Origin of the sequence: Streptomyces roseifaciens (assembly GCF_001445655.1) — a bacterium.
In the GTDB taxonomy this organism is placed as follows: domain Bacteria; phylum Actinomycetota; class Actinomycetes; order Streptomycetales; family Streptomycetaceae; genus Streptomyces; species Streptomyces aureoversilis.
The window spans coordinates 669515-689021 of record NZ_LNBE01000004.1; the positions used below are offsets into that span (position 1 = coordinate 669515).

Sequence of the window (19507 nt, forward strand, 5' to 3'; positions counted from 1 at the left end):
GCGTGGGGGTCCCTTCCCCGCCCGGAGCGCGCGTGTCAGCATGGAGGTGATCCGGGGACGCCGTCAGGGCGCCTCGAGACGACATCAACACAGGAGCAACCGCCATGACGACGACGCATGCCTCGAACACCCCCGACAGCAGCCGCGACCCCAAGGCGCTGTACGGGGGCAAGGGATCCCGGCGCATCACCGTCCGCGACATCGCCGCCGCCAAGGTGCGCGGCGAGAAGTGGCCCATGCTCACCGCGTACGACGCGATGACCGCCTCCGTCTTCGACGAGGCCGGCATCCCCGTCCTGCTCGTCGGCGACTCCATGGGCAACTGTCACCTCGGCTACGAGTCCACCGTGCCCGTCACCATGGACGAGATAGCCGTCCTCTCCGCCGCCGTCGTCCGCGGCACCAAGCGCGCCCTGATCGTCGCCGACCTGCCCTTCGGCTCCTACCAGGAGGGCCCGGTCCAGGCGCTGCGCAGCGCCACGCGGCTCGTCAAGGAGACCGGCGCGAACGCGGTCAAGCTGGAGGGCGGCGAGCGGTCCGCCGAGGCGATCAAGCTGCTGGTCGACGCCGGCATCCCGGTGATGGCCCACATCGGCCTCACCCCCCAGTCGGTCAACGCCTTCGGCGGCTACCCCGTGCAGGGCCGCGGCGAGGAGGCCGCGCAGCAGCTGCTGCGCGACGCCAAGGCCGTGCAGGACGCGGGCGCCTTCTCCGTCGTCCTGGAGCTCGTCCCGGCCGGGCTGGCCGCCGAGGTCACCCGCACCCTGCACATCCCGACCGTCGGCATCGGCGCGGGCTCGCAGTGCGACGCGCAGGTGCTCGTGTGGACGGACATGGCCGGCATGACGTCCGGCCGCGTGCCGCGCTTCGTCAAGCAGTACGCGCAGCTGCGGGAGGTTCTCGGCGGGGCGGCGCGCGCCTTCGCGGAGGACGTGGTGGACGGTGCGTACCCGGCCGAGGAGCACGCTTTCCACTAGGCGGCTACCCGCTGACAGGTCACCGACAAACCCCTGTCGGTGACCTGTCGGTGCGTTGTCAGTGGCTGCTGGCACTGTGGTGGGCATGACGCGAAACGACACCACACGAGGGGCGGGCAGCGGCGGGAACGCCGTCGAAGTCCGCGGCCTCGTCAAGCACTTCGGGGACACCAAGGCGCTCAACGGCGTCGATCTCGACGTACGCGAGGGCACCGTCCTCGGCGTGCTCGGGCCCAACGGCGCGGGCAAGACCACCCTCGTGCGCTGCCTGTCCACGCTGCTCCGGCCGGACGCGGGCACCGCCCGCGTCGCGGGGTACGACGTGGTGGCCCAGCCCCGCCAGCTGCGCCGCGTGATCGGCCTGACCGGCCAGTACGCCTCGGTGGACGAGAAGCTGTCCGGCTTCGAGAACCTGTACATGATCGGCCGGCTGCTGGACCTCTCCCGCAAGGACGCCCGCCGCCGCGGCGAGGAGATGCTGGAGCGCTTCTCCCTCACCGAGGCCGCCAAGCGCCCCGCCGGGCAGTACTCCGGCGGCATGCGCCGCCGGCTGGACCTCGCCGCCTCCATGATCGGCCAACCGGCCGTGCTGTATCTGGACGAGCCCACCACCGGCCTCGACCCCCGCACCCGCAACGAGGTGTGGGAGGAGGTCCAGCGGATGGTCTCCGAGGGCGCCACCGTCCTCCTCACCACGCAGTACATGGAGGAGGCCGAGCAGCTCGCCCACGAGCTCACCGTCATCGACCGCGGCCAGGTCATCGCGGGCGGCCGGGTGGACGAGCTGAAGGCGAAGGTCGGCGGGCGCACCCTGCAGATCCGCCCGGCGGACCGCGCCGAGCTGCCCCGCATGGTCGGCGCGCTGGCCCAGGCCCAGCTCGACGGGATCGCCGGTGCCACCGCCGACGAGGCCGAGGGCGTCGTCAACGTCCCCATCATCAGCGACGAGCAGCTCACCGCCGTCGTCGCCCTGCTGGGCTCGCGCGGCTTCGCGATCTCCGGTATCTCCACCCACCTGCCGAGCCTCGACGAGGTCTTCCTCGCCGTCACCGGCCAGAAGGCGTCCGTCCCGCAGCAGGACGCCGCCGACACCGACGCACTCCAGGAGGTCGCCGCATGAGCGCGGCTACGCTCGGCGCGCCCGCGGCGGCGCCCGCCCACGAGGGCCGCATCGGCCTGCGGGCCAACCTGCGGCACATCGGCGCCCTCGCGCGCCGCAACATGCTGCAGATCAAGGCGGACCCGGAGTCGATGTTCGACGCCGTGATCATGCCGATCATCTTCATCCTGCTCTTCACCTACGTCTTCGGCGGCTCGATGGCCGGCAAGGGCCACGAGCAGGAGTACCTCAACTACCTGGTGCCCGGCCTGATGGCCATGCAGGGCATGAACATCGCCATGGCCGTCGGCACCGGCGTCAACGACGACTTCAAGAAGGGGGTGATGGACCGCTTCCGCACCATGCCGATAGCCCGGTCCTCCGTCCTCGTCGCGAAGATCGTGGTCGAGATCGGCCGGATGCTCATCGCCACCGCCATCCTGCTCGGCATGGGCTTCGCCCTCGGCCTGTCCATCACGACGACCCCGCTGCACCTGCTGGCCGCGGTGGCCCTGTCCGTGGTGTTCGGCGCCTCGCTGATGTGGGTCTTCATCCTGCTGGGCCTGTCCCTGAAGACCCCGCAGGCCGTCCAGGGCATAGCGATGCTCGTCCTGATGCCGCTGCAGTTCGGCAGCTCGATCTTCGCGCCGACCGCGAAGATGCCCGGCTGGCTGGAGGGCTTCACCGAATACAACCCGCTGTCCAACCTCGCCGACGCCGCGCGGCACCTGATGCGCGGCGGGCCCGTCGCCCACTCGGTGTGGATGACGCTGGCCTGGGCCGTCGCCATCACGGTCGTGACCGCGCCGCTGGCCGTCTCGAAGTTCCGCAAGAAGACCTGAGCCGGTCCCGTGTCCGCGTCATACGAGGGCGGTGGCCTCCTCCAGGGTGAGGCCGCCGCCCTCGGCGCACGCGCGCTCGTACGCGGCGTCGCCGAGCACCTTCCGCACCTCGGTCTCCGTGTGCTCGCGCACCTCGCGCTCCACCGACGCCACCGGGAAGTCGGCCGGGCGCAGGCCGTCACCGGCGCCGATCAGCCGGGCCGCGCACAGCGCGTGCTCCTCGCGGGCGGACGGCTCGGCGCGCTCCCCGCCGGCCAGCCCGGCGTGGGCGAAGGCGGCGAACAGCAGGTGCGTCATCGGCAGCTGCGGCACCGCCAGCGTCGACAGCGGGTCCCCGGCCATCGACAGGGCCTTGCGCAGCCTCGGCAGGGCGTCCGCCGGACGGCCCTCCAGCGTGTCCAGCCAGGCCATCTGGCCGCACATCAGGCTCTCGAACATCACCACCGAGCGGATGCCGAAGTCCGACACCAGCTCCTCGAAGATCTCCCGGGCCTCGGCCGTCCGCCCGGCGCGGGCCACCCGCACGCCGAGCTGCAGCCTGCCGAAGATCGCGGCGTCCGTATTGCCCTGCTCCGCCTCCGCGATGGCGTCGCGGAGCATCTGCTCGCCCTCGTCGTCGCCGACCGTCCCCGCCTCCACCAGCGCCCCGGCGAGGCGGGCGCGCAGCGCCGGCAGCTGCCCGGTCGAGCCGAGCTCCCGGACCTGCTCGACGGCCTCCCGGTAGTCCTCGGCCGCCAGGCCGAACTGCCCGCGCCGCTCGTGCACCTCGCCCAGGCCCGTCAGGCCCTCCGCCACGCCCCAGGAGTCCCCGAGCCGCCGGAAGATCCGTACGCTCTCCTCCGCGTCCGCGGTGGCCTGGTCCAGCCCGCCGGGCTGGTCGTTGAATATCTTCGAGCGCAGCTGCAGCGCGTGGCCGAGCTCCCACTCGTAACCCAGCTCGCGGCAGCGCGCGACGATCGTGTCCAAGCTCCTGTAGAGCGCCTCGAACTCGCCGGTCATGAGGAAGGCGAAGAAGACGATGAAGCCCGGCACGCGGCAGGTCTGCGGCTGCCCGTCCGCGTAGGCCGCGGAGATGCCGCGCAGTCTGCGCTGCATCTCCGGCGAGTGGATCAAGGCCATGTCCGTGATGCTGACCAGCCGCGTGAGATGCACCCCGCGCCGTGCCTCCGCCAGCAGCTCGGGCGGCATCGGGGGCGGCTGCTCGGTGCAGGTCACGTACAGCGGCGCGACCGGGGCGACCGGCCCGGCGAACGGATCGGGGCCCATCGCGCCCACGACCTCCGCCCAGTGCGCGGCATCCGCGCGGTGGTCCCTGAGCTGCCAGAACCAGCCCATGGACAGCACCAGGCACAGCGCCTCCTGCTCGTCCTGCGCCGCGACGGCGCGCCGCAGGGCGGTGCGCAGGTTGTCGTGCTCCAGCTCCAGCCGCTCCAGCCAGACGCCCTGGGCCGGGCCGCGCAGCAGCGGGTCCGCGGTGCGGGCCAGCTCGCGGTAGGCCAGCAGGTGGCGGCGCTCGGCGCCCGCCCGCTCGCCCGCCTCGTCCAGCCGCTCGGCGGCGTACTCCCCGACGGTCTCCAGCAGCCGGTAGCGCATCTCGCCGCCGGCCGAGGGCTCGGCGACCACCAGCGACTTGTCGACGAGCGAGCCGAGGAGGGCGGCGACGTCACGGGCCCCGACGGCGCCGGGTACGGGCGGGGTGCCGGCGCCAGTGCCGGTGCCCGGGTCCTGACCGTCGGAACACACCTCCTCGGCGGCCGCCAGGTCGCAGCCGCCGGAGAAGACCGACAGGCGGCGCAGGACGGCACGCTCGGGCCCGTCGAGCAGGTCCCACGACCAGTCGACGACGGCGCGCAGCGTCTGCTGGCGCGGCAGGACGGTGCGGCTGCCGGAGGTCAGCAGCCGGAAGCGGTCGTCCAGGCGGTCGGCCAGGGTGCGCGGGCCGAGCAGCCGCAGCCGGGCCGCGGCGAGCTCGATGGCCAGCGGCAGCCCGTCCAGACGGCGGCAGATCTCGGCACACGCCTCCGGGTCGTCCTCGATGCGGAAGCCCGGGCGGGCCGCGGCGCCGCGGTCGGCGAGCAGCCGCAGGGCGACCGTGTCGGGCAGCGGCTCCACGGGCCGCACCGCCTCGCCGGGCACGCCCAGCGGCTCGCGGCTGGTGGCGAGCACGGTGACGCCCGGGCAGTGGGCGAGGAGCGTCTCGGCCAGGCGGGCCGCGGCGTCGACGACGTGCTCGCAGTTGTCGAGGACGAGCAGCATGCGGCGCGGCGCGCAGTGCTCGGCGAGGCGCGCCAGCGGGTCCGTCGCGGAGGCGTCACCGGCGGCCCGCAGCCCGTCGGCGGTCGTCCGCACCACGGTCTCGCGGCCGCCGAGCGCGGTCAGCACCGCCTCGGGCACGGTGGCCGGATCGTCGACGGGCGCGAGCTCGGCGAACCACACGCCGTCGCTCCACCCGCCCCCGTCCCCGGCAGCGGCCTCGGCGGCCTCCAGTGACAGCCGCGTCTTCCCTGCGCCCCCGGGCCCGAGCAGCGTCACCAGCCGGTGCGCGCGCAGATCGCCCCCGATGGCCGCGATGTCGTCCTCCCGCCCGACGAAGGAGGTGAGCCGGACACGGAGGTTGCCGGGCGGGTACGGCCGGTCGTGCGGCGCCGTGGTGCCGCGTGTGCCGATGCCGCCGGGGCGCTGCACGCCGTCCGGCCCGGGCGCGTGGGGCGGGCCCTGCGGCGGCGCCGTGCCGTCCGCGGTCGCGCCGTCCGTCGCTCCCCGGTCCGGGTTCAGGAGTTCTGCGTGGAGGGCGCGGAGTTCCGGGCCCGGGTCCGTGCCCAGGCGGGTGGAGAGGTCGTTCGCGATGTCCGCGTACGCGGCGAGCGCCTCCGCCGGGCGCCCCGCGGCCCGCAGGGCGCGCAGCCGCACGGTGTGCAGGGGCTCGTCCAGCGGATGCTCCTCGCACAGCGCGGCGAGCTCCGGAAGGATCTGCTCCGCCCGGCCGAGGGCGACCGCGGCGGCCAGTTGCGTGCGGCGGGCGTCCAGGCGGCGCGCCTCGTAGCGGACGGCGAGGGCCGCCCGGCCCGGGAGGTCGGCGAGGACGGGCCCGCGCCACAGGGCGAGGCCGGTGCCGAGCAGGTCCGCGGCCTTGGCGGGGTCGCCGTCGGCGAGGGCCCGCGCGCCTTCCTCCGCGAGCCGCAGGAAGCGGTGCAGGTCGACGTCCTCGGGCGCGGCGCAGAGCCGGTAGCCGCCGGACGCCGAGGCGACGGCGTCGTGCCCGACGGCCCGCCGGAGCCGGCCCACGAGGGCCTGCAGGGCGCCCGCCGCGTCGGCGGGCGGCTCGTCGCCCCAGACCTCGTCGATCAGCGCCTCGGCGGTGCGCACGCGCCCCGGGTGGAGGGCGAGCGCGGCGAGCAGGGCGCGCAGCCGGGCGCCGCCGAGGGCGGCGGGCCGGCCGTCGCCGGAATGGACCTGGGTGGTGCCGAGGATGCCGTAACGCACGGCCCCATTCTCTCCCGGGCCCGTACCGGCCGGGTTACGGCCCGGAGGGGCGGAGGAAGTACCGTCACCCGGTACGTCCGCCGCAGCCGCCCGCCCGGGCGGCCCGGCGGGGCCGCCCACCTCACAGGAGCAGAAGCCATGCCGACAGCGACCCGCGGCGAACGGCGCGTGAGTCCCGTCTTCCTCGCCCTCGTCGCCATCATGGGCGTCTCCATATGGGCGGTGTGGACGGACTTCTCGGCGAGCCCCGGCTTCGCCGTCTTCCTCTTCGTCGTCTCCGGCTGGGTCGTCTCGCTGTGCCTGCACGAGTACGCGCACGCGCGCACCGCCCTGCACGGCGGCGACCTCACGGTGGGCGCCAAGGGCTATCTGACGCTCGACCCGCTGAAGTACACGCACGCGATGCTGAGCATCGTCCTGCCCGTCATCTTCGTGATCATGGGCGGGATCGGCCTGCCCGGCGGCGCGGTCTTCATCGAGCGGCACCGCATCCGCGGCCGCTGGAAGCACAGCATGATCTCGGCCGCGGGCCCGCTGGCGAACGCCGCGTTCGCCGTGGTGGTCACCGCCCCGTTCTGGCTCGGCGCGATGGACGGCGTCCCGGACCACTTCCGCTACGCGCTCGGCTTCATGGCGCAGCTCCAGGTGACCGCCGCGATCCTCAACTTCCTGCCGGTGCCGGGCCTGGACGGCTACGGAGTGGTCGAGCCGTGGCTGTCGTACAAGGTGCGGCGCCAGGTGGAGCCGTTCGCGCCGTTCGGGATACTGGCCGTCTTCGGCTTCCTGTGGATCCCCGAGGTCAACCACGCGTTCTTCGACATGATCGACGCGGTGCTGCGGTTCCTCGACGTGACGGCGTGGGACACGTACTGGGGCCAGGAGCTGTTCCGCTTCTGGCAGGGCACGCCGGACATCCCGCCGCTGTCGGGCATCGTCCTCTGAGCCGCCGGTCCGACGGGCGTCGATCCATCGATCCGAGGCACGCGAAAGCCCCAGGCCCCCCCGTGTGGGCCCGGGGCTGGTCTCACGCCGCGCTCACGCCGCGTCCCAGGTGACCGGGAGGCTGTGCACCCCGTAGATGTTCGAGTGGGTGCGCAGCGGCACCTCCTCGGCCGGGACTGCCAGGCGCAGCGCCGGGAACCGGCCGAAGAGCGCCGGCAGGGCGACCCGCATCTCGACGCGGGCCAGCTGCTGCCCCAGGCACTGGTGGATGCCGTGGCCGAAGCCCAGGTGCCCGGTGGCCTTGCGGTGCAGGTCGAGGGCGTCGGGGCCGGGGAACCGGAGCGGGTCGCGGTTGGCGGCCTGGAAGGAGAGGGTGACGCTCTCGCCGGCCTTGATCAGGTGACCGTCCAGCTCCACGTCCTCCAGCGCCGTCTTGATGCCGGTGTGGGCGATGGTCAGGTAGCGCATCAGCTCCTCGACCGCCTGGTCGGCGAGATCCGGGTCGCCGCGCAGGGCGGCGAGCTGATCCGGGTTCTGCAGGAGGGCGAAGGCCCCGTGGGCGATCATGTTGGCGGTGGTGTCGAGGCCGGCGCCCAGCAGGAAGCTGCCGAGGCCGGCGAGTTCCTCGTCGGTGAGGTCGCTCGTCGTCAGATCGCTGAGGATGTCGTCGGTGGGCTCGGCCCGCTTGGCCGGCACCAGCGTGTGCAGGTACTCCTGTATCCCGCTCATGGCTGCGTACATCTCCTCCTCGGAGGAGCGCATGTCGGTCAGCGTCAGCGTGTGCCGCTGGAAGACGTCGCGGTCGGCGTAGGGCACGCCGAGGAGCTCACAGATCATCAGCGCGGGGATCGGCTGGGCGAAGGCCTCCATCAGGTCGGCGGAGGAGCCCCGGCGCTCCATGGCGTCCAGGTGCTCGGCGGTGATCTGCTCGACGCGCTCGGTGAGGGCCCGCATCCGGCGGACGGTGAACTTGCCGGCGAGCAGCCGCCGGTAGCGGGTGTGCTCGGGGGCGTCCAGCCCCGTCATGTCCCCTATGGGCGCCGGGGGCATGCCGCCTTCGGGCAGGCCGGGCAACTCGAACGGGAAGTGCATGAGCTCGTACCGCGAGCTGAAGCGCGAGTCGGCCAGGATCGCGCGGATCGTGGCGTGGCCGGTGGCGAGCCAGCCCAGGTGGCCGTCCGGGTAGCGCATCCGCGTCAGCGGCTGCTGTTCGCGCAGCTCGGCCAGTCCGGCGGGCGGGTCGAAGGGGCAGCCCGCGGGGCGGGTCGTCGGCAGCGCTGCCAGGGGCTGGGCGTCGGGCAGTTCGCGTTCCATGGAAGTCCTCCGGTTGCAGAGTCAGAGTGCAAGTGCGGTGTGCGGTGTGCAGAGCGACGTGCGACGTGCGGGTGGACGTACAGGTGGACGTGTGGTGGGAAGGGGGCCTACCGCCGGGTTCCGCGGTGGAAGACCGCCCGGGCCCACAGGTAGCCGGCCAGGCTCAGGCCCAGGCACCAGGCGAGGGCGGCGATGCCGCTGTTGCCGATCTCCGTGCCCATCAGCAGCCCGCGCAGGGTCTCGATGACGGGGGTGAAGGGCTGGTACTCGGCGAACCAGCGCAGCCCGGTCGGCATCGACTCCGGCGGCACGACGGCGCTGCCGAGGAAGGGCAGGAACGTCAGCGGCAGGGGCACGTTGCTGGCGGTCTCGGGGTTCTTGGCCACCAGGCCGATCGCGGCGGACAGCCAGGTGAACGCCAGGGTGAGCAGCGTCAGGAGGCCGGCGGCCGCGAGCCACTCGACGGGCGTGGCGTCCGGCCGGAACCCGATGAGCAGCGCGACGCCGACGACGACGGTGATGCTCGCCATCGTCTGGATGACGCTGCCGACGACGTGCCCGGTCAGGAACGAGGCGCGGGAGATCGCCATGGTGCGGAAGCGGTTGACGATGCCCTCGGTCATGTCGACGCAGACGCTGACCGCGGTGGCCACGGCCCCGGAGGTCGCGGCCATCAGGATGATGCCGGGCGCGACGTAGTCGATGTAGTCGACGCCGCCCTTGGGCGCCCCGCCGATGCCGGTGCCCAGGGCGCCGCCGAAGACGTAGTTGAAGAGGAGCAGCATCATGACGGGCATGACGACGACCGAGATCGTCATCGACGGGTAGCGCAGCGCGTGCTTGAGGTTGCGCCGCAGCATCGTCCGCGCATCGCTGACGGCGTGGGACATGGTGCTCATCGGGCGGCCTCCTGCAGGCTCGGGCTCAGGCTCGGGAGCGGCTCCGGGTTCGGGCGGCCGGTGAGGGCGAGGAAGACGTCGTCGAGGTCGGGGGTGTGCACCGTGAGGCCCTCGGCCCGGACCGACGCGGCGTCCAGGACGTCGAGGACGGCGCGCACGGTGGGGATGGTGCCGTCGCCGGGAACGTCCAGGGTGAGCGCCTCGGGGTCGTGCTTGGCGATGGTGCCGAAGAGGCCGGCGGCGGAGTGGAGGTCGCGCGGGCTCGCGAACCGCAGGCGGACGTGGCCGCCGGGGACACGCCGCTTCAGCTCGTCCGCGGTGCCCTCGGCGACCAGCACCCCGTGGTCCAGGACGGCGATGCGGTCGGCGAGCTGGTCCGCCTCCTCCAGGTACTGGGTGGTCAGGAAGACGGTGACGCCGTCGTCGTCGACCAGGCCGCGGATGATCTCCCACATGGTGCGCCGGCTGCGCGGGTCCAGGCCGGTGGTCGGCTCGTCGAGGAAGATGATGCGCGGATTGCCGACCAGCGTCATCGCGAGGTCGAGTTTGCGCCGCATGCCGCCGGAGAACGTGGCGGCCGGCTTCCGGGCCGCCTCGGCCAGGTCGAAGCGGCGCAGCAGCCCGGCGGCGCGGCGGTGGCCTTCGCGGCGGCTCAGGTGGTGCAGGTCCGCCATGAGGATCAGGTTCTCCTCGGCGGTGAGCAGGTTGTCCACGGCCGAGAACTGGCCGGTGACGCCGATCGCCGCGCGCACGCCGTCCGGATCGCTCTCCAGGTCGTGCCCCGCGAGCCGCGCCCGGCCGGCGTCGGCGGGGATCAGCGTGGAGAGGATCTGCACGGTGGTGGTCTTGCCTGCGCCGTTGGGCCCGAGGAGGGCGAAGACGGTGCCCTGGGGGATGCACAGGTCGATGCCGTCGAGCACCTTCTTGTCGCCGTAGGCCTTGCGCAGGCCGACGGCGGAGACCGCCGGTTCCGCCGGTGGCATCGGGTGCATCGGTTCCGTGGTGTTCATGGCGCGGGGGTGCCTCTCGCGTCGCGGATGGTCGGGAGGGGTGATTCAGGCGCGGTGGATCAGCCGGGATGGATGAGGTGCGGTGGATCAGGCGCGGGGGATCAGGACGTTGCCGACGCCCGTGCCGGCGTGGACCACGACGGTCTCCCCGGAGCCGCCGGGGTCGCGCCGTGACGTCATCATGGCACCGTCGTGGCGCCATTCGCAAGAGGGGTGGCGCAACAGGGGGTTCGGGGGGTGGCGTCACGGGTGGTGGTGCGTCAACGGGAAGAGCCCCAGGCCTGGGAGGCCTGGGGCTCGGAGGGTGGTGCGGGGGGCGGGGTCAGGAGAGCGCGTCCTCGACCGTGGACACCCAGTACGTGACGCGCAGCGAGTCGTCGATGTGCACGCCCTCGGCCGGAAGGGCTGCCTTGGCCATCCTGCCGCCGCCCTCGAAGCCGACCTCGAGGCTGTTCGCCGTACGGCCCTCGCCGCCGCTGCCGTCGCCCGCGGAGAGGATCACGGCCGCGTAGCCCTTCCCGCCCGGCGGCAGGGAAGTGACCGCCTGCGGCTTGGTGTTCTCCATGACCGGCGGGACGGACTGGGCGCCCTCGAACTTCACGGCGGGGTACCCCTTCAAGTCGCACATCTTGGAGCCCGTGTTGGTGACGGTGAGCAGCATGTGGTTGAGGGGGCGGGGGAGCGGTGCGGCGACGACCTTGGTGTTGGCGGCGGTGCAGGGCACGCGGTTCTCCGGGGCGTACGGGTCGTGCGTCGCACCGGTCCGCTGCGCGCCGTGCGGCGTGGCGCCGGCCGACCTGCCCTTGTCCGTGCCCGGCTTGCCCTGGGGGGCCTGCCCCGCCTGCGGGGACCTCGAAGGCTCCGGGGGCAGGGCGGTCGCGCCCGTCTCGGCGGGCTGCGAGGAGGCGGCGCCCTCCTTGCGGACGCCCTCGCCCTCCCCGCTTCCGCTGCACGCCGCCAGCGAGAGCATGGCGAGTGCGGCGGCCGCCAGGCCCGCGGTGGCGAACGGACGGGGGCGGGGGTGGGCTCGGCGGGCGGAGGCGCGCATGGCTGGTCTCTTTCTTCGCGGGCAGGCAGCGGAGTGCCGCTCGACCGGATTGCGGGAGCGGCGTGCTTGGATGGCGAAAGCTTGTGCGGTATCCCGTCCCGGGCGCCAGGGTTGCCGGCCGATCAGGGACGCAGGAACGCTTGCACAGGCTCTGACCTGGGGGAATGACCATTCCCTGGAACGGGTACCTGGGATGGGGGAGTGACGTGGAGGCGGGCGATCTCGCGGAGATGCTGCGGTCGCTGAAGGAGCGGTCGGGCCTGAGTTACGGGGTGCTGGCCAAGCGGCTGCACGTCAGTACGTCGACGCTGCACCGGTATTGCAGCGGGTCCGCCGTGCCGACGGAGTTCGCTCCGGTGGAGCGGCTGGCCCGGCTGTGCAAGGCCACGCCGGAAGAACTGATGGAGGTTCACCGGCGGTGGATCGTCGCGGATGCGACGCGCGGACGCAAGACGCAGGCGGCGGCCGCCGGTCCGGAGCCGGCGGCCGAGGCTGCCCCGGAACCGGTGCCCGAGGCGGGCCCGGAGCCGGCGCCCGAGGCCGCTACGGAAGCGGTGCCCGTGGCACCGGGATCGATATCCGGGCCCGGGCCGCAGCAGGCCGGCGATCCCGGCCGTTCCGTCCGGCCGGAGTCGGTGGCGCCATCGCTGGCTCCATCGGGTGAGGGTGCGGCGCCATCGCGGCGGCGGCGCCCGTCCCGGAAGGCCGTCCTCGCCACGCTGTCGGCTGTCGCCGCGGCCACTGTGCTGGGCTCCACCGCGCTGGCCGTCGGCCTGGGAGGCGACGACCGGCCCGGGTCCGCCGCGAAGCGCCCCGCGGGAGCGGCCTCCCGGGCGGTGTCCGGGGCGCACGGGAAGCCGGGGGGCTCCGGCGGGCCGAGCACGGGCCCGGGCGGCAGCCCGTCCTCGTCGGCGCCCGGAAAGGAGAAGCAGGAAGGGGGCGAGGGGAGCGAAGGGGAGAAGGAGAGCGGTGCCCCCGCGGCGTCCCCGTCGCAGGGCGGTTCCGCCCCCGCCGCCCCCGGGGGCAAGCCGCACGGCGGCCCCGCGGAGAGCGGCGTCCCCCTGACCGCCCACGTCCGCCCGTACGCGTTCGAGGACCCCTGCTCCCAGCGCTATCTGATCGACCGGGCCCCGGGCGGCGTCACGCCGCCCCCGTCGGAGCAGGACGCGCCGGGCTGGGTGTCCGCGCTGGGCGGCGTCGCGGCCGGCTCGCAGTTCATCGAGATCACCCTGCAGGGCACCGGCAAGGACACCGTCGTCCTCGAAGGGCTGCACGTGCGGGTCCGGGGCACGAAGGCGCCGCTGCCCTGGAACAGCTACATCATGGGCGTCGGCTGCGGCGGGGACGTGTCGACGAAGTCCTTCGGCGTCGACCTCGACGCCGCCCGGCCCGCCGTCACCGCGAAGGCCGGCCAGCGCGACTTCCCGTACAAGGTGAGCGAGAGCGACCCCGAGGTCTTCTACGTCAAGGCGGCCGCCGCGCAGCACGACGTGAAGTGGTACCTGGAGCTGCAGTGGTCCAGCGGCGACCGGCGCGGCGTCCTCCGGCTCGACGACCGGGGCAGGCCCTTCCGCACCAGCGGAGCCGGGGGCAGGCCCGTCTACAAGCAGCCGCCGGGCTCGTCACAGGGGTGGGAGCCGGAGCCCGGGGCGTGACGCCCCGGGGGCGGCCGGGGCCGGAGGCCGGAGGCGGGGGAGCGGGGGCGGAGGGCCCGTCCTACGCGTCCCCGCCCTCGGCGGCGGCCTTGTCGTTCTTCGCCTTGCGCACGTAGTACCAGGCGATGTTGGACGAGACGCCCAGCATCAGGATCCAGACGATGCCGAGCCAGCTGCCCTGCGCGAAGGAGACGACGGCCGCCGCGACCGAGAGGACGCAGACGGCGAGGGCGTAGAGGGCGAGGCGGGGCATGGGGGACGGCTCCTGTCCGGGGGCGCATACGGTCACGATCCCGGCCATTGTCGCTCAGGCGCCGCGCCGCCGTGGCGTCCCCCCACCCGCCGCCCGTCAGACGTCGGTGACGCGCAGCCCGGCGTGGGCCTTGTAGCGGCGGTTCACCGAGATCAGGTTGGCGACGAGCGACTCCACCTGGTGGGCGTTGCGCAGCCGGCCCGCGAAGACGCCGCGCATGCCGGGGATGCGGCCCGCCAGGGCCTGCACGATGTCGGTGTCGGCCCGCGACTCGCCGAGCACCATCACGTCGGTGTCGATCGCCTCGATCTCCGGGTCCTGCAGGAGCACCGCGGAGAGGTGGTGGAAGGCGGCGGTCACGCGCGAGTCCGGCAGCAGCGCGGCGGCCTGCTCGGCGGCGCTGCCCTCCTCCGGCTTGAGGGCGTAGGCGCCCTTCTTGTCGAAGCCCAGCGGGTTGACGCAGTCGACGACGAGCTTGCCGGAAAGCTCCTCGCGCAGCCCTTCGAGGGTCTTGGCGTGGCCGTCCCACGGCACGGCGACGATCACGATGTCGCTGCGGCGGGCGCACTCGGCGTTGTCGGCGCCCTCGATGCCGAGGCCCAGCTCGCCGGCGGCCGCCTGCGCGCGCTCGGCCGCCCGCGAGCCGATGATCACCTGCTGGCCGGCCTTGGCCAGCCGGTAGGCGAGGCCGCGGCCCTGGTCACCGGTGCCGCCGAGCACGCCGACCACGAGGCCGGAGACGTCGGGGAGCTCCCAAGGGTCCTTCGCCGGGGCCTTCTTCGCGTCCTGGGCAACATCAGAAGTAGTCATGACAGCGATACTGTCACGCTGCGGTGCACGCACGTACGAGGGAGCGGCGGCACACTGGACTCATGTGCCGCAGCATCAAGACCCTGCGCCCGCCGATGACGCCCTCCGTCGAGGAGGAGGACATCCGCGCCGCCGCCCTGCAGTACGTACGGAAGGTGTCGGGGTTCCACCACCCCGCCGCGCACAACCAGGCCGTCTTCGACGAGGCGGTGACCGCCGTCGCGGCGGCCACGCAGCGGCTCCTGGACGGTCTGGAGGTGCGCGGCGCCGCGAAGCCCTAGCCCGGGCGGCCCGGGGCTCAGACCGCGCAGGCGCCGTCCGCGCAGGCCTCGCCGGCTCCTGCCCCGGCCCCGGCCTCGGCCCCGGTCGCCTCCGCGACCTGCTGGAGGATCTTCAGGAAGGTGGCCGGGTCCTGCCCGCCCTGGACGGCCCACTGCCCCTCGAACACGAACGTCGGCACCGCGGTGACGCCCCGCTGCCGCGCCTCCTCGATCTCGTCGAGGACCTCGTCGTGCAGGTCGTCGCCGTCGAGGAAGACGGCGACGGGATCCCGGTCCAGGCCCACGGTGACGGCGGCGTCCGTCAGGTGCTCGCGGTCGCCGATGTCGAGCCCCTCGCCGAAGTGGGCCTCCAGCAGCCGCCCCTTGAGCCGGGCCTGGGCGTCCCGCCCGTACTTCTCCAGGACGAAGCGCAGGAGCCGGTGGGCGAGGAGGGAGTTGTTCTCCACGACGCTGTCGAAGTCGAAGGTGAGTCCCTCGTCCGCCCCCAGCCGCGTGATGTGGTCGTCCATGGCGACGGACTGCGGCCCGTACTTGGCGGCCAGCACCTCGCGGTGGGGCAGCGGCTCCTCGGGGGCGTGCGGGTCGAGCTGGAAGGGCCGGTAGACCACCTCGACGCCGTCGGCACCGGGGAACGCGGCCAGGGCCTGCTCGAAGCGGCTCTTGCCGACGTGGCACCAGGGGCAGGCGATGTCGCTGTAGATCTCGACCTTCACTGCTGACTCACTCCGTTAGCATTGCTTGAATAATCAAGCAATGCTAACGCGAGCGGCCGGAGAACGCCGTCAGCCGACGAGCTGGATCTCCTTGTGGGTGCCGGAGGCGTCCACGTCGGCGTAGTAGCTGAGGTTGCCGTCGGCCCAGCGGATGAGAAGGTCCTCCCCGCCGCCGCCCCCGAAGGAACCGGCCGTCAGGATCTGGGCGTACTTCCAGGCCGAGTCCTCGGGGCGGAGACTGATGTCGTCTCCCTCGTAGGAGCCGTTCGCCTGGAAACCGGGCAGGAGGTCCGTCATGCCGTTCTTCCAGCGGACGATGATGTCGTCGGTGCCCTTGCCGGTGAACGGGCCGGAGGCGAGCTGCGCGTCGATCATGGCCTCCGTCGCCCCGGTCATCTGGGTCTCCTTCGAGACGCCGTTGATGCCGGTGTCGGTGTACGTGGACCAGGAACCGTCGGCCCAGAGGACGGCCAGATCGTCTCGCAGACCGTTGGAGCTGTGGCGGCCGGCCACGATCGAGCGGGCGTTCTTCCAGCTGTTGCGGTAGACGAGGGTCTTCTCCTCGAAGAGGCCGTACTCGTCGAGGTGGGTGAAGGTCGAGAGCTTGCCGGTGTTCCAGCGGACGGTGAGCCCGTCGCTGCTGGTGCCGCTGGAGGTGTCGTCGGTGACACGGGTGCCGGTGACGGCTTCGGCGTTCTTCCAGTAGCTGCCCTTGGGGGCGACCGAGTACTCCGCCGAGAAGGGGTGGCTGTCGTCTGCCGGGTCGGCGCCCTGGAAGACGCTGGCCGAGCCGTCGGCCCACACGACGAACAGGTCCTTGCGGGGGGCGTTGCCCCTGCGGTAGTCCCTGGTGAAGTTGCCCGAGGCCGTGTGGACGGCGTCCTTCCAGTTGTGCCGGGACAGGACCGTGCGGGCGGTGACGGCCCGCACCCACCCCTTGATGTCGTCGACACGGACCTCGGTGGCCGTGCGGCGCGTCTCGGACTCGTCCGAGCCGAAGCACCCGGCCTGGCCGGAGGTGTTGTGGATGCCGACCAGCTCGTAGAAGCCGCCGACGTCCTTGAAGGCCGGTCCGCCCGTGTCGCCTGCGCACACGGCGGCGCCGGACGACTTGGGGGAGAGGTTCATGGTGCCGTTCGCGAGCGAGTCGATCTTGAACTCGGCGTCGTGCATGCGGTCGGGAACCCACTCGTCCTTGGTCCGGCCGTAGCCGGTCACCCGAACGGTCTCTCCCGCCATCAGCCGGTCGGGGCTGAAGCGGACCGGCTTGACGTCCGTGACCGGCCGCGCCAGCCGCGCCATCACCAGGTCGCGGTCCTTGTGCGGGACGAGCTCGACGACGTCCACCACGCTGCCGCCCTTGCCCGTGATGTCCGTGCGGCCGATGGTGGCGGTCGTCTTCAGCCGGGGAGCGCCCTCGGGGACGTAGCGGTCCTTGGTCAGGTCGTCGGTGAAGCAGCTGGCGGCGCTGATCAGCCACTCCTGCTCGACGAGGGCGGCGGAGCAGTAGCGCCGTCCCTCGATGTCGAGCTTCGCCGTGAAGGCGTAGGCGCCGTCGGCGGTCTCGTCGCCGGCGATCGCGTGCGCGGGGGCGCCGGTCAGCAGGCTTGCCGCGACGGCGGACGCGAGAAGCCCGGTCATCCACGCGGCGCGCGGACGTATGGCAGTCATGACGGTGTTCCTCCGTGGGCCCCGGCGTACGACGGGCCCGGGTGAAGAGTGATGGGAAGGGCGGGCGCAGTCGTGCGTCAGACCATGATCCGGTTCAGGACGACGGGCTTGTCGAAGTGCTTGGTGAGGCCCTTGGGCAGCTCGAAGAGGCCCGGGAACTCGCTGGCCGTGACCTTGGTGTCGTACTGGCCGGCCGAGACCGCGGTCACGCCCTCGACGTACATGTCGAGTCGGCCGGTCTTCTTGCTTCCCGTCACCTTGAAGCAGTGCTTGCCCTGGTCCGGACCGTCCTGCTTGTTCGTGAAGACGACGATGTCGCTGACGGACTTGCAGTCGCCCAGGACGATGTGGCCGTCGCCGCGCCAGAGCTTGATGCCCCGCTCCTTGTAGATCTTCGCGGCGCCCGGGTAGTCGAGGGTCTCGATCGCGTGGGGCAGGGCGTCGTCGCCCGCCGCCATGCCGGGGGCGGCAGCCCCCAGGACGACCGCCGCGGCGCCGACGCCGCCGATCAGAAGTGTGCGTGCACGAGAAAACACGTGGAATCCCCCCGGATTCGGAAAAGTCAGACCTGTAACCTACCACTCGGTACGATCTTGGCCATCCGGATTTCGCCAAGGTTGCGCAGTGGCGAAAAGGCCGGTGGGGACCGCAGACCTGCGGTCCCCACCGGCCTTTGGGCGGCCGTACAACAGCCCCGCCCGCCTCACCCCGTCTCGCGCCACCGATTGGTGATAGGCAACCGCCGGTCCTTCCCGAACCCCTTCGCCGAGATCTTCGTGCCCGGCGGGTACTGCCGCCGCTTGTACTCCGCCGTGTCGACCAGCCGCAGAACACGCGTGACGAGCTCCGCGTCGAAGCCCTCGGCGACGATTTCCGCGTGGCCGCGGTCGCGGTCGACGTAGAGCTCCAGGATGCGGTCGAGGACGTCGTAGTCCGGCAGGGAGTCCGTGTCCACCTGGCCCGGGCGGAGTTCGGCGCTCGGGGGCTTGGTGATGGAGTTCTCCGGGATGGGCGGGGTCTCGCCGCGGGACCCGGCGTCCGCGTTGCGCCACTTCGCCAGGCGGAAGATCCAGGTCTTGTAGACGTCCTTGATCGGGCCGTACGCGCCGACCGAGTCGCCGTAGAGCGTGGAGTAGCCGCACGCCAGCTCGGACTTGTTGCCCGGGGCGAGGACGATGTGGCCCTCCTGGTTGCTGATGGCCATCAGCATCGTGCCGCGCAGCCGCGACTGCAGGTTCTCCTCGGCGAGGCCGGTCAGGCCCAGCGCGCCCATGTAGGCGTCGAACATCGGCGCGATCGGGACGGTGCGGAAGTTCAGCCCGGTGCGGCGGGCGAGCTCCTCGGCGTCGGCGAGCGAGTGCTCGGAGGAGTAGCGCGACGGCATGGCGACGCCGTACACGTTCTCCGCCCCGACGGCGTCGCAGGCGAGGGCCGCGACGAGCGCGGAGTCGATGCCGCCGGACAGGCCGATGAGGACGCTGCGGAAGTTGTTCTTGGTGACGTACGCGCGCAGGCCGGTGACCAGGGCCTGGTAGACCTCGGCGTCGTCGCCGAGGTGCGGCGCCGAACCGCCCGGCGTCTCCGGCTCGTAGGGCGGGAGCGGGTCCGCGGAGAGGGTGACGTGGTCGATGCGCAGGCCGTCGTCGACGGTCCCGGACGGCGGCCCGCCGGCGGCGGCCGGCAGGTCGAGGTCGAGGAGCATGCAGCCCTCCTCGAACTGGGGGGCGCGCGCGACGACCTCGCCGTGGCGGTCGACGACGATCGTGTCGCCGTCGAAGACCAGCTCGTCCTGGCCGCCGGTCATGGCCAGGTACGCGGTCGTGCAGCCGGCCTCCTGGGCGCGCTTGCGCACCAGTTCCAGGCGGGTGTCGTCCTTCTCCCGCTCGTACGGGGAGGCGTTGACCGACAGCAGCAGCCCGGCGCCCGCGGAGCGCGCGGCGGGCACCCGGCCGCCCTCCTGCCACAGGTCCTCGCAGATGGCGAGGGCCACGTCCACGCCGTGCACCCGGATCACCGGCATGGTGTCGCCGGGCACGAAGTACCGGAACTCGTCGAAGACGCCGTAGTTCGGCAGGTGGTGCTTGGCGAAGGAGAGGGCGACCGCGCCGCGGTGCAGCACGGCCGCGGCGTTGCGCGGGGCGCCCGCGGGGCGGCCCAGGCGCGGCCGCGCCTCCTCGCTGCGGTCCAGGTACCCGACGATCACCGGCAGTTCGCCGAGGCCCTCGTCGGAGAGGCGTGCGGCGAGCGCGCGCAGCGCGGCGCGCGAGGCCTCCACGAAGGAGCCGCGCAGGGCCAGGTCCTCGACGGGGTAGCCGGTCAGCGCCATCTCGGGGAACGCCACCAGGTGGGCGCCCTGCCCGGCGGAGTGCCGGGTCCAGTGGACGATCGACTCGGCGTTCCCGGCGAGGTCCCCGACGCAGGAGTCGATCTGGTTCAGAGCGAGGCGAAGTTGAGGCACGCCGCCCAGAGTACTCGTCTAACTGACGCGATCTCGGGGCTCCCACGCCGGA

The 19507-nt window shown here is 72.9% G+C and carries 17 protein-coding genes; 6 read left to right on the forward strand and 11 right to left on the reverse strand.

The window, feature by feature from the left end:
• The first annotated feature begins 104 nt into the window (after window positions 1-104).
• The 3 genes from panB (at window position 105) to AS857_RS20170 (ending at window position 2918) form a co-directional block, all read left to right on the forward strand.
• Complete coding sequence (gene panB / locus AS857_RS20160; protein WP_058044690.1) at window positions 105-977, forward strand: 3-methyl-2-oxobutanoate hydroxymethyltransferase; 873 nt, start codon at window positions 105-107, stop codon at window positions 975-977.
• Window positions 978-1062: 85 nt separating this feature from the next.
• Window positions 1063-2097: an ATP-binding cassette domain-containing protein gene (locus AS857_RS20165; protein WP_058044691.1), complete on the forward strand. Its 1035-nt coding sequence runs from the start codon at window positions 1063-1065 to the stop codon at window positions 2095-2097.
• The gene (locus AS857_RS20170; protein ID WP_058044692.1) at window positions 2094-2918 is read left to right on the forward strand and encodes an ABC transporter permease; all 825 of its coding nucleotides are present in this window, start codon (window positions 2094-2096) and stop codon (window positions 2916-2918) included. The genes AS857_RS20165 and AS857_RS20170 overlap by 4 nt, the downstream gene beginning before the upstream one ends.
• Window positions 2919-2936: 18 nt before the next feature.
• Here AS857_RS20170 and AS857_RS20175 read toward each other — a convergent pair whose 3' ends face one another.
• Complete coding sequence (locus AS857_RS20175) at window positions 2937-6401, reverse strand: AfsR/SARP family transcriptional regulator (RefSeq protein ID WP_058044693.1); 3465 nt, start codon at window positions 6399-6401, stop codon at window positions 2937-2939.
• 138 nt (window positions 6402-6539) lie between these two features.
• On the opposite strand from AS857_RS20175, the gene AS857_RS20180 reads away from it, so the two are divergent.
• Window positions 6540-7343, forward strand: coding sequence for a site-2 protease family protein (locus AS857_RS20180; protein WP_058046930.1), 804 nt, complete (start codon window positions 6540-6542; stop codon window positions 7341-7343).
• Between the two features lie 93 nt (window positions 7344-7436).
• Here the strand turns inward: AS857_RS20180 and AS857_RS20185 are convergent, their stop codons facing one another.
• The 4 genes from AS857_RS20185 to AS857_RS20200 form a co-directional block, all read right to left on the reverse strand.
• A complete protein-coding gene (locus AS857_RS20185) occupies window positions 7437-8657 on the reverse strand; it encodes a cytochrome P450 (protein WP_058044694.1) in 1221 nt (406 codons plus the stop codon).
• A gap of 107 nt (window positions 8658-8764) precedes the next feature.
• Window positions 8765-9556, reverse strand: coding sequence for an ABC transporter permease (locus AS857_RS20190; protein WP_058044695.1), 792 nt, complete (start codon window positions 9554-9556; stop codon window positions 8765-8767).
• Complete coding sequence (locus AS857_RS20195; protein ID WP_079110521.1) at window positions 9553-10566, reverse strand: ATP-binding cassette domain-containing protein; 1014 nt, start codon at window positions 10564-10566, stop codon at window positions 9553-9555. The genes AS857_RS20190 and AS857_RS20195 overlap by 4 nt, the downstream gene beginning before the upstream one ends.
• 322 nt (window positions 10567-10888) lie before the next feature.
• Window positions 10889-11614 (reverse strand): DUF4232 domain-containing protein, encoded by a 726-nt coding sequence (locus AS857_RS20200; RefSeq protein WP_058044696.1) that lies wholly within the window; start codon window positions 11612-11614, stop codon window positions 10889-10891.
• A 164-nt stretch (window positions 11615-11778) separates the two neighbouring features.
• Here AS857_RS20200 and AS857_RS20205 point away from each other — a divergent pair, with 164 nt between their 5' ends.
• The gene (locus tag AS857_RS20205; RefSeq protein ID WP_058044697.1) at window positions 11779-13269 is read left to right on the forward strand and encodes a transcriptional regulator; all 1491 of its coding nucleotides are present in this window, start codon (window positions 11779-11781) and stop codon (window positions 13267-13269) included.
• A 61-nt stretch (window positions 13270-13330) separates the two neighbouring features.
• Here AS857_RS20205 and AS857_RS20210 read toward each other — a convergent pair whose 3' ends face one another.
• Entirely contained in the window at window positions 13331-13522 is a 192-nt protein-coding gene (locus tag AS857_RS20210; protein ID WP_058044698.1) for a hypothetical protein, read from the reverse strand.
• A gap of 96 nt (window positions 13523-13618) precedes the next feature.
• Window positions 13619-14332 carry an NADPH-dependent F420 reductase gene (npdG, locus tag AS857_RS20215; protein WP_058044699.1) on the reverse strand — a complete coding sequence of 238 codons (714 nt, stop codon included), beginning with the start codon at window positions 14330-14332 and terminating at the stop codon, window positions 13619-13621.
• A gap of 62 nt (window positions 14333-14394) precedes the next feature.
• Here npdG and AS857_RS20220 point away from each other — a divergent pair, with 62 nt between their 5' ends.
• Window positions 14395-14613 (forward strand): DUF2277 domain-containing protein, encoded by a 219-nt coding sequence (locus AS857_RS20220; protein ID WP_058044700.1) that lies wholly within the window; start codon window positions 14395-14397, stop codon window positions 14611-14613.
• A gap of 17 nt (window positions 14614-14630) precedes the next feature.
• Here the strand turns inward: AS857_RS20220 and AS857_RS20225 are convergent, their stop codons facing one another.
• The 4 genes from AS857_RS20225 to AS857_RS20240 all read right to left on the reverse strand — a co-directional run bounded on the left by AS857_RS20225 (window position 14631) and on the right by AS857_RS20240 (window position 19455).
• The gene (locus tag AS857_RS20225) at window positions 14631-15326 is read right to left on the reverse strand and encodes a DsbA family oxidoreductase (RefSeq protein ID WP_058044701.1); all 696 of its coding nucleotides are present in this window, start codon (window positions 15324-15326) and stop codon (window positions 14631-14633) included.
• 69 nt (window positions 15327-15395) lie between these two features.
• Window positions 15396-16997 (reverse strand): S1 family peptidase, encoded by a 1602-nt coding sequence (locus tag AS857_RS20230; RefSeq protein ID WP_058044702.1) that lies wholly within the window; start codon window positions 16995-16997, stop codon window positions 15396-15398.
• Between the two features lie 77 nt (window positions 16998-17074).
• Window positions 17075-17533 carry a hypothetical protein gene (locus tag AS857_RS20235; protein ID WP_058044703.1) on the reverse strand — a complete coding sequence of 153 codons (459 nt, stop codon included), beginning with the start codon at window positions 17531-17533 and terminating at the stop codon, window positions 17075-17077.
• A 167-nt stretch (window positions 17534-17700) separates the two neighbouring features.
• Entirely contained in the window at window positions 17701-19455 is a 1755-nt protein-coding gene (locus AS857_RS20240; RefSeq protein WP_058044704.1) for an NAD+ synthase, read from the reverse strand.
• Window positions 19456-19507: the final 52 nt, after the last annotated feature.

What these genes read in the sequence shown, in the direction of transcription:
- panB (WP_058044690.1), top strand. Translation starts at nt 105, where the DNA reads ATGACGACGACGCATGCCTCGAACACCCCCGACAGCAGCCGCGACCCC.
- AS857_RS20165 (WP_058044691.1), top strand. Translation starts at nt 1,063, where the DNA reads ATGACGCGAAACGACACCACACGAGGGGCGGGCAGCGGCGGGAACGCC.
- AS857_RS20170 (WP_058044692.1), top strand. Translation starts at nt 2,094, where the DNA reads ATGAGCGCGGCTACGCTCGGCGCGCCCGCGGCGGCGCCCGCCCACGAG.
- AS857_RS20180 (WP_058046930.1), top strand. Translation starts at nt 6,540, where the DNA reads ATGCCGACAGCGACCCGCGGCGAACGGCGCGTGAGTCCCGTCTTCCTC.
- AS857_RS20185 (WP_058044694.1), bottom strand. Translation starts at nt 8,657, where the DNA reads ATGGAACGCGAACTGCCCGACGCCCAGCCCCTGGCAGCGCTGCCGACG.
- AS857_RS20190 (WP_058044695.1), bottom strand. Translation starts at nt 9,556, where the DNA reads ATGAGCACCATGTCCCACGCCGTCAGCGATGCGCGGACGATGCTGCGG.
- AS857_RS20195 (WP_079110521.1), bottom strand. Translation starts at nt 10,566, where the DNA reads ATGAACACCACGGAACCGATGCACCCGATGCCACCGGCGGAACCGGCG.
- AS857_RS20200 (WP_058044696.1), bottom strand. Translation starts at nt 11,614, where the DNA reads ATGCGCGCCTCCGCCCGCCGAGCCCACCCCCGCCCCCGTCCGTTCGCC.
- AS857_RS20205 (WP_058044697.1), top strand. Translation starts at nt 11,779, where the DNA reads ATGACCATTCCCTGGAACGGGTACCTGGGATGGGGGAGTGACGTGGAG.
- AS857_RS20210 (WP_058044698.1), bottom strand. Translation starts at nt 13,522, where the DNA reads ATGCCCCGCCTCGCCCTCTACGCCCTCGCCGTCTGCGTCCTCTCGGTC.
- npdG (WP_058044699.1), bottom strand. Translation starts at nt 14,332, where the DNA reads ATGACTACTTCTGATGTTGCCCAGGACGCGAAGAAGGCCCCGGCGAAG.
- AS857_RS20220 (WP_058044700.1), top strand. Translation starts at nt 14,395, where the DNA reads ATGTGCCGCAGCATCAAGACCCTGCGCCCGCCGATGACGCCCTCCGTC.
- AS857_RS20230 (WP_058044702.1), bottom strand. Translation starts at nt 16,997, where the DNA reads ATGACTGCCATACGTCCGCGCGCCGCGTGGATGACCGGGCTTCTCGCG.